Here is a 12,483-nt window from a genome sequence, read left to right as displayed (position 1 = left end):
GCGCTGTTTATAAAAGACCGCAGGTCAAAGGGCAGGAGTGGTTGATGGGTCAGGCAAGTAGTCAGGCGGCAGGTGCCGAGCATTCCAATGCAAAGCCGATCGGCATGCTGGTGGCGGCAGTGGGGGTGGTTTACGGCGATATCGGCACCAGCCCGCTCTACACCCTTAAAGAGGTGTTTACTGGCGGTTATGGGGTTCAGGTCAACCATGACGGCGTGCTCGGGATCCTGGCGCTGATCTTTTGGTCGCTGATCTGGGTGGTATCGATCAAATACATGCTGTTCGTGCTGCGTGCCGATAACCAGGGCGAAGGCGGCATCATGGCCTTGACCGCGTTGGCGCGCCGGGCGGCGGGGGAGCGCAAGCGATTGCGCAGTTTCCTGGTGGTGTGTGGCCTGTGCGGCGCGGCGCTGTTCTACGGCGACAGCATGATCACCCCGGCGATTTCCGTGTTATCGGCGGTGGAAGGCCTGGAGCTGGCGTTCGATGGCCTGGAAAAATGGGTCGTGCCGGTGGCCCTGGTTGTGCTGGTGGCCCTGTTCCTGATCCAGAAACACGGCACCGACCGCATCGGCAAGTTGTTCGGGCCGGTGATGGTCACCTGGTTCCTGGTGCTGGGCGGCCTCGGCGTGTATGGCATCACCCAGCATCCGGAAGTACTCAACGCCATGAACCCGATGTGGGGCGTGCGCTTCTTCCAGGCTCACCCGGGCATTGGTGTGGCCATCCTTGGCGCCGTGGTGCTGGCGTTGACCGGTGCCGAGGCGCTGTACGCCGACATGGGCCACTTCGGCCGTAAACCCATTGCCCGCGCCTGGTTCATCCTGGTGTTGCCGGCGCTGGTACTCAATTATTTCGGGCAGGGCGCCTTGCTGCTCGGCGATCCTGAAGCCGCGCGTAACCCGTTCTACTTGCTGGCGCCGAGCTGGGCACTGATCCCGCTGGTGGTGTTGTCCACACTGGCCACGGTGATCGCGTCCCAGGCAGTCATCTCCGGTGCGTTCTCCCTGACTCGCCAAGCCATCCAGCTCGGTTACATTCCGCGCATGCATATCCAGCACACCTCCAGCGCCGAGCAGGGCCAGATCTACATCGGCGCGGTGAATTGGTCGCTGATGGTCGGTGTGATCCTGTTGGTGTTGGGCTTTGAGTCGTCCAACGCACTGGCGTCGGCCTACGGCGTCGCGGTCACCGGCACCATGCTGATGACCACCATCCTGGTGTCGGCGGTGATGCTGCTGCTGTGGAAATGGCCACCGATACTGGCGGTGCCGGTATTGGTCTGCTGCCTGTTGGTGGACGGGCTTTACTTCGCGGCCAACGTGCCGAAGATCGTCCAGGGCGGTGCTTTCCCGGTACTCGCGGGGATTGTGCTGTTCGTGCTGATGACCACGTGGAAGCGCGGCAAGCAGTTGCTGGTGGACCGCCTCGACGAGGGTGGCCTGCCGTTGCCGATCTTTATCAGCAGTATCCGCGTGCAGCCGCCCCATCGTGTGCAGGGTACGGCAGTGTTTCTCACCGCGCGGCCCGACGCCGTGCCCCACGCGCTGTTGCACAACCTGCTGCACAACCAGGTGTTGCACGAGCAGGTGGTGCTGTTGACGGTGGTCTATGAAGACATTCCGCGTGTGCCTGTCTCACGCCGCTTCGAGGTGGATGCCTACGGCGAAGGCTTCTTCCGCGTGATCCTGCACTTCGGCTTTACCGATGAGCCGGACGTGCCCGAGGCGCTGAAGCTGTGCCATCTGGATGACCTGGACTTCAGCCCGATGCGCACCACCTACTTCCTCAGTCGTGAAACCGTGATCGCTTCCCGCATCAAGGGCATGGCGCGCTGGCGTGAAGGGTTGTTCGCCTTCATGCTCAAGAACGCCAACGGCAACCTGCGCTTCTTCAAGCTGCCGGTTAACCGGGTGATCGAGCTGGGAACCCAGGTAGAAATGTAAGCCCAACAAAAAGCCCCCGGTGCCTTACGGCAGCGGGGGCTTTTTTGTGGGCGCTTACTCGGCCGGGGTCTTGCCCTGGCGCTTATCGATGATGTCCACCAAACGCTTGGCCAGCGCCGGGTAGTTCTCGTCGAAGTGATGGCCGCCAGGCAGCTTCACGGCTTCGCCAACGGCCGTCTTCTCGGTGCAGCCGCTCTCGTCGGTTTCTTCGGCACCGTAGATGCACACCACTTTGGCCGGTGGCAGCTTGGCCATTTCCGGGCCGGTAGCGGCTTCTTTACCCGCGTTGCCCAACCAGCCTTCCACTTCGATCTCGAAGCTGCCGGTGCGGGCGAACGCCAGCAGGATGATTGCGTCTACACGCTGCTGCTCGCTTTCCGGCAGGCGGTTGTAGATGGCCGGCAATACGTCGGCGCCGAACGAGTAGCCGGTCAGCACGAAACGCTTGGTGCCCCACTTCTGCCGGTAGTGCTGCATCAGCTCGGTGAGGTCCTTGGCGCTTTGTTCCGGGGTCTTGTGCTGCCAGTAGTAGCGCAGGGTGTCGATGCCGACCACCGGGTAGCCGATCTTGGCCATTTCCCCGGCCACGTCGCGGTCCAGGTCACGCCAGCCGCCGTCACCGGAGAGGAACAGGGTGACGGTGTCCTTGGCCTGGCCAGCAGGCACTTCGACCACCGGGATCGCCAGGCCGCCGTTGTCCGAACCCACCAGTTGCTTGCGCAGTTCGTTGTTCAGCACTTGCGGGTAGTGAACGTCGTAGTCGCTGATGCTGGTGGTGGCGCGCGGCGTATCGCGTACGAAGCTGGCGGCATCGTCGTCAGGGTTATCGTTCCAGGCCACCAGCCAACTGCCGTGGGCCGAGGTTTTCGGCAGCGGGTCGTTGCAGCCAGGTTGTGCCAGGGCGAAGCCGACGGAGATGGCGTTGGCCTTGTCGTCGTTCTGTGCGGCCAGCCAGCGCCAGGCGAGGGACGCGCCAGGGCCGATGCCGCTGACCAGGGTCGGCGGGCCAGTAAGCTGGCCCAGGGCCGCTTTCAGGGCTTGTTCCTGCAGCTTGCAGTCGTCCTTGGGCAAGATCACCTGCACGATCTGCGCTGCGCCGCCTTGGCTGAGGGCGATCAGTTGGCTGTCGGTCAGGGTTTCGTCGGCCAGCACGGCCACCGCTACGCGGGCCTTGGGGGTGGTACCCGGTGTTACCCGAGTCATGACCGAGCCATCGGCCTGGGGCAATTGCTCCAGGGTGGGCTGTGGGGCAGGGCGGTTCCAGTACCAATAGCCGCCACCCAGCACCAGGGCGAGCAGCACTACAAAGGCCAATACATACCGCCAGGAGCGTCGAATCATCAGCGTTTCACCAATCCAGTCAAGCCGCCCGCAATCAGGGCGGCGGTATCGGCCAGTGCCACCAGCGGATCAAGTCCTGCGGGCACGGCCATGTAACGGGGTTCCCAGTCAGGCTGGAACTTGTCTTTGAAGCGGCGCAAGCCTTGGAAGTTATACAGTTGCTCGCCACGGCGGAACACCATCGAGCCCAGGCGCTGGGTCAATGGGGCGCCACGTCGTGGTTGCAGGCCCGACAACGGCACCATGCCGAGGCTGAAGCGGGCGTAGCCATGGTTCTTATAATGTTGAATCAGGCCGACCATCATGAATTCCATGGTCAACTTCGGCGCGTCCGGGTGCGCACGCATCAGGTCGAGACTCGCCAGGTCGTGGCTGTAGGTCTCCAGCAGGTTCGCAAACGCGACCGGGCGCCCTTCGAAGCGAATGATCGCAATGCGAAAGTGCTTGAGGTACTCGTCGCTGAATCGTCCCAGGGAAAAACCTTTTTCCCGCACGTTCTTGCCGGTCAGCCACGCGTCGGAGATGACCCTCAGCTCCTCCATCGGGGCCTGGCCGGGTTCGTGGATCTCCAGGGACAGGCCATCGCGGCTCCCGCGGTTCCAGGTGTAGCGCAGGTCCTTCATCTCTTTGCCCTTGGCTTCCAGGTCAAAGCGTTTCAGGTCGACCCGGGCTTCTTCACCCAGCTTGATCGCGGTCAGGCCGATGTCCATGTAGTACGGCAGGTTCTCCGCGCGCACCTGGTAGAACACCGGGCGGGCGTGGTGAATGTCGCACAGGTCGCGGAACTGCCAGATCATCTCGGCCCGTTGCAGGGTCGGGCCGATCGGGTCATACAAGGCCACCAGGCTGCGGCCGCGACGGGCGTACATCAGGAACGCTTCGTCGTTGGGGTGAAACAGCAGCGCCTTGTCGCCGGTCAGCGCCAGGCCGCCATCGGGTTGCGCCGAGTTCATCAGGATCTTGGTGGCACGCTCCAGCTCGTCGGGTGTCGGCAAGTGAATGATCGGGCGTGCGGTGCGCAGCAGCCAGGTCAGCGATACCACCACCAGCACCACGGCAGCACCCAGCAGGGAGCGCAGGCCGCGCGGGGCGTTGGCGTCGAGGGTGAACTGCCACCACAGCTGATGGCTGTAGGGCACGTCCTGGTAGGCGAAGAGCAGCAGCCAGATCGACGCGCCCAGCACGCACACGCTGGCGACAAGGTACAGCGGCGAGAACGGCAGTTCGGTCAGGCGGCTGGCACGATAGAACGAGCGCCGGAAGATCGCCAGCAGCACTGCCGTCATGGTCATCAGGCTGGCTTCTTCCCAGTCGAAACCCTTGAGCAGCGAGAGCAGGGCGCCGGTCAGCAGCAGCACCATGGTCAGCATCCACGCGGCGGACAACCGGCGACGCAGGCCCTGGGCCAATAGCAGGCACAGCACGCCGATCAGGCTGGCACCAAAGTGCGAAGCGTCAATCAGGCGATGAGGAATCAGGAAGCCGATGTTTTCCAGGCGTGAGTCGATTTCCGGGGTTGCGCCGGAAAACAGCAGGACCACGCCGGACAAAAAAACCAGTACGGCCAGGATCGGTGCCGCGAGGCCGGAGGCCGCCCGCAGGCTTTGTTGTGTCTGGAACAGGCGCTGGGCTTCATTGACCAGCAGGAACACGCAGGCGATCAACAGCGGCAGCACCACATAGATCATGCGGTACAGCAGCAACGCAGCGGCCAGTGGTGCGGCGCCAAGCTTGTCGGCAAAGGCCGCCAGCAGGATCGCTTCGAACACGCCAACGCCACCCGGTACATGGCTGAGTACACCGGCGGCCAGGGCCAGCAGGTACACCAGCAGGAACGGGCCGAATGGCGGCGCTTCCGGCAGCAGCATATACAGCACGGTGGCGGCCGCGGCGACGTCGAGGGCGGTGATGATCAGTTGCAGGAACGTCAGGCGACGACCCGGCAGGCGCAGGGTGCGGCGGCCGGCCTTGACCAGCAGGTTGTCCGGGTAGGGCTGTTCCGGCAGGCGGCGGCGGTAGATGCCGATGCACAGTGCAACCGTCAGTAGCAGCACCGCGCCTGCGATACCACCGAGCAGGCTGGCCGGTAAATGCAGCGCGTTGGAGGCAGCAGGCAGGTTGCTCAGGGTGGCCAGGGCAGCCAGTGGCGGCAGGGCACAGCCCAGGGCCAGGCTGGCGAATACGGTCATGCGGGCCACTTCCGAGGCGCCGATGCCATACCGTGCATATAAACGATAGCGTACCGAACCGCCCGAGAGCATCGACAGGCCAATGGCGTTGCCGATGGCGAATGCGGTGAAGCCGCCGTAGGCCAGGGTCTTGGCTGGCAGTTTTACGCCGGCATAGCGGGCGCCGGAAAACTCATAACCCAACAAAATGATAAAGCCGGCGACAGCGGCACCGAATGCGCCCAGCAGTGCGGGCTTGGGCACTTCCAGGATCGAATCGTGGAGCGCGTACAGGTCCAGCTCAAGCAGCAGGTGGCGACAGGCAATAAGGGCGATTGCGAACAGCAACAAGGTAACGGCCAGCCCGATGGGTTGGCGGTATTTGCTCAACAGATCCAGCCAGCGCAAACGGGTGGGAGTGATCGGTTGTGTCGCTGTGACAGTGTCTTGTGGTTCAGACGAGTTGGCGCGCATCAATCACCTCGTGGATTGTGCGCGACAGGATGGAGGTATCCAGCCAAGTTACCAATCCCTATGGACAAAATAATTACAAATATTAACGCGTATCGCGCAGTGCAGCGACAGCGCCCAATGGTCGTAGAAGGACAGTGCTTGAAGACTTAGCATAGCTTGCAATGAGATGGACTCTACAAACCGTGTACGGTTTCATGAAAGATGCCATGCCATTGTTTCAAAAGGACTTTTTCGTCAGATACAAAAAAGGCCACTCTTTCGAGCAGCCTTTTTTGATGTTTGGTTGCGGGAGCCGGATTTGAACCGACGACCTTCGGGTTATGAGCCCGACGAGCTACCAGACTGCTCCATCCCGCGTCTGTGTGGCGGCATTCTACAGAGCAACGGCAGGGTGTCAACCGTTAATCGGCCGACGGGTCAAATAAGTGCGAATTAGCCTCGGATTGTCATGCGCGTGCGGTAAGTGCGCGATTGGGAAAGGTTTTTTGTCAGACAATCAATAAGAGGGGCTAAAACAGACAGGCACAAAAAAGGCCACTCTTTCGAGTAGCCTTTTTTGATGTTTGGTTGCGGGAGCCGGATTTGAACCGACGACCTTCGGGTTATGAGCCCGACGAGCTACCAGACTGCTCCATCCCGCGTCTGTGTGTCGGCATTCTACAGAGGAACGCGGGTGTGTCAACCGCTGATTCAAAGAAAAGCGCTTGTGGTTCAATCGGTTAGCTCTCCAAGGTGGCCCCTTGATAGGCCTCGGGGCCAGTCTGGCCAAGGCTTTCAGCTCTATTGGGGGGTGGCTTTCGATTGAGAAAATGAATTCATCGAGGAATTTTCCTACCGCTTAGGCGGAAGATTCAAACTACTGGTGCTATATACAGGTGTCAGTGAGATACTGCCCACCTGTTCGTTTTCTGCCCTGAACCACTGCCTTATATATGACGCAGCGCAAAATCATCCACGTCGACTGTGATTGCTTCTACGCCGCCATCGAGATGCGCGACGACCCGACCCTGGCGCAAAAGCCCCTGGCGGTGGGCGGCTCGGCAGACCGTCGTGGCGTGATCGCGACCTGCAACTATGAAGCCCGGGCTTATGGTGTGCGTTCGGCCATGTCGTCCCGGCACGCGTTGAAGCTGTGCCCGGACCTGACCATCGTCAAGCCGCGCATGGATGCCTATAAAGAAGCGTCTAAGGAAATCCAGACGATCTTTCGCGATTACACCGACCTGATCGAGCCTTTGTCCCTGGACGAAGCCTACCTGGACGTTTCCGACAGCCCGCACTTCGGCGGCAGCGCCACGCGCATTGCCCAGGACATTCGCCGGCGGGTCTCCAACCAATTGCACATCACCGTTTCTGCCGGCGTGGCGCCGAACAAGTTTCTCGCCAAGATCGCCAGCGACTGGAAAAAACCCAACGGGCTGTTTGTGATCACCCCTGACCAGGTGGAAGACTTCGTCTCGGCGTTGCCGGTGAAAAAGCTCCACGGTGTGGGCAAGGTGACGGCCGACAAACTGACGCGGCTGGGAATTGAGGATTGTCTGCAACTGCGGGAGTGGAACAAGCTGGCGCTGGTGCGGGAATTTGGCAGCTTCGGCGAGCGGCTTTGGAGCCTGGCCCGTGGGATCGATGACCGGGTGGTGCAGAACGACAGTCGCCGGCAATCCATCAGCGTGGAAAACACCTACGATGTCGACCTGCCGGATTTGCCCAGTTGCCTGGAAAAGCTGCCCGAGCTGATGGACACCCTGGCGGGGCGCATGGCGCGTATCGACAGCAGCTATCGGGCGGGCAAGCCGTTCGTCAAAGTGAAGTTTCACGACTTTACCCAGACCACCCTGGAACAGGCCGGGGCAGGGCGGGATCTTGAGAGTTATCGGCAGTTGCTGACCCAGGCGTTCAATCGTGGCGGCAAGCCGGTGCGATTGCTGGGGATTGGGGTTCGATTGCTGGATTTGAGCAGCGGCAACGAGCAGCTCCAATTCCCCTGGTAGAAACCGAAAACCAGATGTGGGAGCAGGCTTGCTCGCGAATGCGGTGTGTCAGTTGATGCATATGCTGGCTGACACGCCGCATTCGCGAGCAAGCCCGCTCCCACATTTAAAGGCTTCAGCGTGCCTCAGGATCCGCCACCAGACGCCCCGCGTCCTTGGTCAAGGCCTGCAGGAATTCCTGCTGTAGCTCAGGATCATTGCGGGTCAGCTCAATGAGGCTTTGTTCCAGCTCACTGGCTTCTTCTTCCAGGCCCAGCTCCGACAGACGTTTGACCCGGTGTACCCACTCGTTGACTTCGTCGTCTTCCAGGTCGTCGTAGATCAGCGCATGAGCTTCGAGCAATTTGCCCCGCAGGGTGCTGCTGATGGCCAGGGATGAGTCCGAGTGCACGTCGTCCTGGGCATCTTCAACGCTGATCTTCAGGGTGCTGATGCGGTTCAGGTCCTGCTCGGCAAACGGGCTGTCCAACAGGTTCAGGCGCAGTACGCCATTGCGATCGGTGGTCAGGTCAAAGGTCTGCTTGCCGGCGGTCACCTGCACCGGGCGCTCGCTCCAGGGCAGGCTTGAATACTCCACGCGCTTGTCGCGCTGGACTTCATCGATACCCGCCAGGTTCTGTTGTGCGCGGCCGTTGGATTGCACGTTCATGAACGGGTTGATCCCGTCCACGCCGTAGGTGAGCCAGTCCCGGGTCATGCTGGCAGGCAGGTTGCCCAGGGCAAAGATATTCGCCACGTTGGCGCCGACCCCTGCCACCAGCGCGACCGCGCCAAGAGGCATCTCATAGAGCTTGCGCCAGGGCTGGTAGGGCGTGTAGCGGTCGTAGCGCCGGCTGACTTCGAATTCGGTGACCTCGAAGGTCTTTTGCTCGTGAATGCGAACCCGGCGTTGCGGCAGCTCCAGCACCTTAGGCTCGCCCACATCGATCTGCAGGCTGTGATCGAGCAATTTGCGCTCGATACGTTCCTCGTGTTCGCTGCGTTGGGACATTTGGTTGGCGCAGCCGCTGACCAGCAGGGCGCCACATAACGTGGCGCCCCCCAGGGCTATGGTGTTTCGCTTGAACATGACGACTCTTGATCTGGTTTTCAGCGACGAATACGCGCCTGAAGGAAAGACAGCACGTCAGCCACCGGCAACGGTTGGGCTTCGGCTTCGGTCCGGCTCTTGTATTCCAGATTGCCATCGGCCAGGCCGCGGTCACTGACCACGATCCGGTGTGGGATGCCAATCAATTCCATGTCGGCGAACTTGATGCCCGGGCTGGTTTTCTTGTCCCGGTCATCCAGCAGCACTTCAAAACCGGCAGCCGTCAGTTCGGCGTACAGCTTGTCGGTGGCTTCGCGCACTTGCTCGGTTTCGTAGCGCAGCGGTACCAGGGCAACCTGGAACGGCGCCAGGGCGTCGCTCCAGATGATGCCCTTCTCGTCGTTGTTCTGCTCGATCGCCGCCGCTACCACACGGGAAACACCAATGCCGTAGCAACCCATTTCCAGGGTGATCGGCTTGCCGTTCTCGCCCAGCACTTCGCACTTCATCGCCTTGCTGTACTTGTTGCCCAGCTGGAAGATGTGCCCGACTTCGATGCCGCGCTTGATTTCCAGGGTGCCCTTGCCGTCCGGGCTTGGGTCACCGGCCACCACGTTGCGCAGGTCGGCAACGGTGGGTACCGGCAGGTCACGTTCCCAGTTCACGCCGAAGTAGTGCTTGTCGTCGATGTTGGCACCGATGCCGAAGTCGCTCATCAGCTCTACCGAACGGTCGATGATGATCGGCAGCGGCAGGTTCAGCGGGCCCAGGGAACCGGCGCCGGCGCCAATGGCGTCGCGCAGTTCGGCGTCGGTGGCCATCACCAGCGGGCTGGCAACGCCTGGCTGCTGGGCGGCTTTGATTTCGTTGAGCTCGTGGTCGCCACGGATCACCAGGGCGATCAGCTTGCCTTCTTCCTCGGCGCGCACGATCAGGGTCTTGATGGTCTTTTCAATCGGCAGATTGAATTTCTCCACCAGGGCCGCGATGGTCTTGGTCTCCGGGGTATCCACCAGGCGCAGCTCTTCAGCCGGCGCAGGGCGGGAGGTTTCCCGTGGCACGGCTTCGGCTTTCTCGATGTTCGCCGCGTAGTCGGAACCGTTGCTGAACACGATGTCGTCTTCACCGGACTCGGCCAGCACGTGGAATTCGTGGGAGCCGGCACCGCCGATGGAACCGTTGTCGGCTTCTACCGGGCGGAACTTCAGGCCCAGGCGTGTGAACACGTTGCAGTACGCGGTGTGCATGCGGTCGTAAGTGACCTGCAGGGACGCCTGGTCCGGGTGGAACGAGTAGGCGTCCTTCATGATGAATTCGCGGCCGCGCATCAAACCGAAGCGTGGGCGGATCTCATCACGGAATTTGGTCTGGATCTGGTACAGGTTGAGGGGCAGCTGCTTGTAGCTGCTCAACTCGTTGCGCATCAGGTCGGTGATCACTTCTTCGTGGGTCGGGCCCGCGCAGAAGTCGCGGCCATGACGATCCTTGAAGCGCAGCAATTCAGGGCCGTACTCTTCCCAGCGCCCGGATTCCTGCCACAGCTCAGCCGGTTGGGTGCTCGGCATCAACACTTCCAGAGAGCCGGCCGCGTTCATTTCTTCACGAACGATGGCTTCGACCTTGCGCATCACCTTCAAGCCCATGGGCAGCCAGGTGTACAGGCCCGAGGCCAGTTTGCGGATCATGCCGGCGCGCAGCATCAACTGATGGCTGATCACGACCGCGTCGGAAGGCGTTTCTTTCTGTGTGGCGAGCAAATATTGACTGGTGCGCATGGTAGGCCGTTGTCGGTTGCTTGGACTTGAAATGACGTTGGATTGTACGGGCGCTTGCTGCCGACGTACAGGCATCAGGATGCAGAGCTGTCTGTAGGAGCGAGCTTGCTCGCGAAGATCGTCAACGATTACACGGGAAACCGGGGTAAATGCGGTGCCTGTGAGTGCTTCGCGAGCAAGCTCGTTCCTACAGGGGGGAGGTGTCCTCGGGAGGATTCAAGCGAATCCGCCGGCTTTCCTGGAACCAGTGCACGGCAATCAGGATCAGCGTCGGTACACCCAGCAGGCAGGTGATGAGGAAGAAGTTGTGGTAACCGAACTTCTCGACCATCACCCCCGAATACCCACCGATCAAGCGGGGCAGCAAGAGCATGATCGAACTGAGCAAGGCGTATTGGGTGGCGGAGAACTTCAAGTTGGTCAGGCTCGATAGATACGCAACAAACGCTGAAGTCGCCATGCCCGAACTGAAGTTATCCAGGGAGATGGTGAAAATCAGCATCTGCAGGTCCGGGCCCCTGTCGGCGAGCATCACGAACAGCAGGTTGGTACCGGCCGATGCAATGCCGCCGATAAACAGGATCGGCAGGATCCCGAAGCGCACGATCAGCAGGCCGCCCATGCCGGCACCCAGCAGGGTCATGATCAGGCCGAAGACCTTGCTGACGCCGGCGATCTGGTCCTTGGTAAAGCCCTGGTCGATATAGAACACGTTGGCCATGACGCCCATCACGGTGTCCGACATGCGATAGGTGGCAATCAGCCCCAGCAGCAGGAACGCCTGCCAGCGGTAGCGCAGGATGAAGTCGTTGACCGGCGTGAGTACCGGCGCCAGGCCCCGGCGGCCCATGGTCGACAGGCACAGGGCGGTAAGGATGATATAGAGGATGGCCCGCAGGAACGCGCGGTCTTCCAGCAGCAGATCCAGCAGGCTGACACCATGGAATAGCACGCTGGCGAAGTCTGTGTTGTAGAGCTGGGTAAACATCGCCGGCACCGACACCAGCAGCACGATCAACACGAACACCGACACCAGTTGATGCGCAAAACTGTAGCGCCCGGCCTGCAATTGGGTGCGCAGTGGCACATTGGGCTCACGCATGAACAGGGTGGTCAGCAGCGCAGGCACCATCAGTGCGCCGAACAGCACGTACGTGCCGGCCCATGCCGAGTGCTTGTAATTGAAGCCGGTGGAGCCGAAGCCTTCAGCGAAAAACAGTGCGCCGGCGGTGGCCAGCAGGGCGGCCACGCGATAACCGGACATATAGCTGGCGGCAAGCGCGGCCTGCTGGCTGTCGCTGGCGATTTCCAGGCGGTAGGCGTCGACGGCGATATCTTGCGTGGCGGAAGCGAAGGCGACGATAACCGCGATGGCGATCAGCCAGGACAGGTGCTTTTGCGGATCGCAGAACCCCATGCCGATCAATCCGAGGATCACCAGCGTCTGGGACAGTACCAACCAGGAACGACGACGTCCGAGCTTGCCCAGCAGTGGCAGGCGCCACTGGTCGAGCAAGGGCGACCAGACCCACTTGAAGGCATAGGCCAGGCCGATCAGGCTCGCGTAACCGATGGTTTCGCGGGCCACACCGGCCTCACGCAACCACACCGAGAGCGTCGAGAACACCAACATGTAAGGCAAGCCGGCAGCAAAGCCGAGCAGCAACAGCACTAACGTCGAGGGGCTGGCATAGGCGGCGAGCGCGGCGCGCCAGGTTTTACGGGGCATGGGCTGGAGTCTGCCTCAGAATTACGCAA

7 protein-coding genes and 2 tRNA genes are annotated in these 12,483 nt (G+C 61.3%); 2 read left to right on the top strand and 7 right to left on the bottom strand.

What is annotated here, in order from left to right; all coding sequences use genetic code 11:
* Positions 1 to 44: 44 nt before the first annotated feature.
* Entirely contained in the window at positions 45 to 1,946 is a 1,902-nt protein-coding gene (locus tag HX855_RS23760) for a potassium transporter Kup (RefSeq protein ID WP_177084836.1), read from the top strand.
* Positions 1,947 to 2,000: 54 nt separating this feature from the next.
* Here HX855_RS23760 and HX855_RS23755 read toward each other — a convergent pair whose 3' ends face one another.
* From HX855_RS23755 to HX855_RS23740, 4 genes are all read right to left on the bottom strand, one after another.
* A complete protein-coding gene (locus HX855_RS23755) occupies positions 2,001 to 3,287 on the bottom strand; it encodes a virulence factor family protein (RefSeq protein WP_177084838.1) in 1,287 nt (428 codons plus the stop codon).
* A complete protein-coding gene (mprF, locus tag HX855_RS23750; protein WP_177084840.1) occupies positions 3,287 to 5,929 on the bottom strand; it encodes a bifunctional lysylphosphatidylglycerol flippase/synthetase MprF in 2,643 nt (880 codons plus the stop codon). The genes HX855_RS23755 and mprF overlap by 1 nt, the downstream gene beginning before the upstream one ends.
* Before the next feature lie 280 nt (positions 5,930 to 6,209).
* Positions 6,210 to 6,286 (bottom strand) — tRNA-Met (locus HX855_RS23745).
* Positions 6,287 to 6,493: 207 nt separating this feature from the next.
* Positions 6,494 to 6,570 (bottom strand) — tRNA-Met (locus tag HX855_RS23740).
* 291 nt (positions 6,571 to 6,861) lie between these two features.
* Here HX855_RS23740 and dinB point away from each other — a divergent pair.
* On the top strand, positions 6,862 to 7,920 hold the full coding sequence (gene dinB, locus HX855_RS23735) for a DNA polymerase IV (RefSeq protein ID WP_076015374.1): 1,059 nt from the start codon (positions 6,862 to 6,864) through the stop codon (positions 7,918 to 7,920).
* A 115-nt stretch (positions 7,921 to 8,035) separates the two neighbouring features.
* Here dinB and HX855_RS23730 read toward each other — a convergent pair whose 3' ends face one another.
* The 3 genes from HX855_RS23730 to HX855_RS23720 all read right to left on the bottom strand — a co-directional run bounded on the left by HX855_RS23730 (position 8,036) and on the right by HX855_RS23720 (position 12,454).
* Positions 8,036 to 8,989: a hypothetical protein gene (locus HX855_RS23730; protein ID WP_177084842.1), complete on the bottom strand. Its 954-nt coding sequence runs from the start codon at positions 8,987 to 8,989 to the stop codon at positions 8,036 to 8,038.
* Between the two features lie 20 nt (positions 8,990 to 9,009).
* The gene (locus HX855_RS23725; protein WP_177084844.1) at positions 9,010 to 10,725 is read right to left on the bottom strand and encodes a proline--tRNA ligase; all 1,716 of its coding nucleotides are present in this window, start codon (positions 10,723 to 10,725) and stop codon (positions 9,010 to 9,012) included.
* A gap of 187 nt (positions 10,726 to 10,912) precedes the next feature.
* Entirely contained in the window at positions 10,913 to 12,454 is a 1,542-nt protein-coding gene (locus tag HX855_RS23720) for an AmpG family muropeptide MFS transporter (protein ID WP_177084846.1), read from the bottom strand.
* Positions 12,455 to 12,483 lie beyond the last annotated feature (29 nt).

Origin of the sequence: Pseudomonas sp. IPO3778, assembly GCF_013386825.1 — a bacterium.
Classification (GTDB): domain Bacteria; phylum Pseudomonadota; class Gammaproteobacteria; order Pseudomonadales; family Pseudomonadaceae; genus Aquipseudomonas.
The sequence above is the reverse complement of the archived record's forward strand: the minus strand, read 5'-3'. Positions and strand labels throughout refer to the sequence as shown.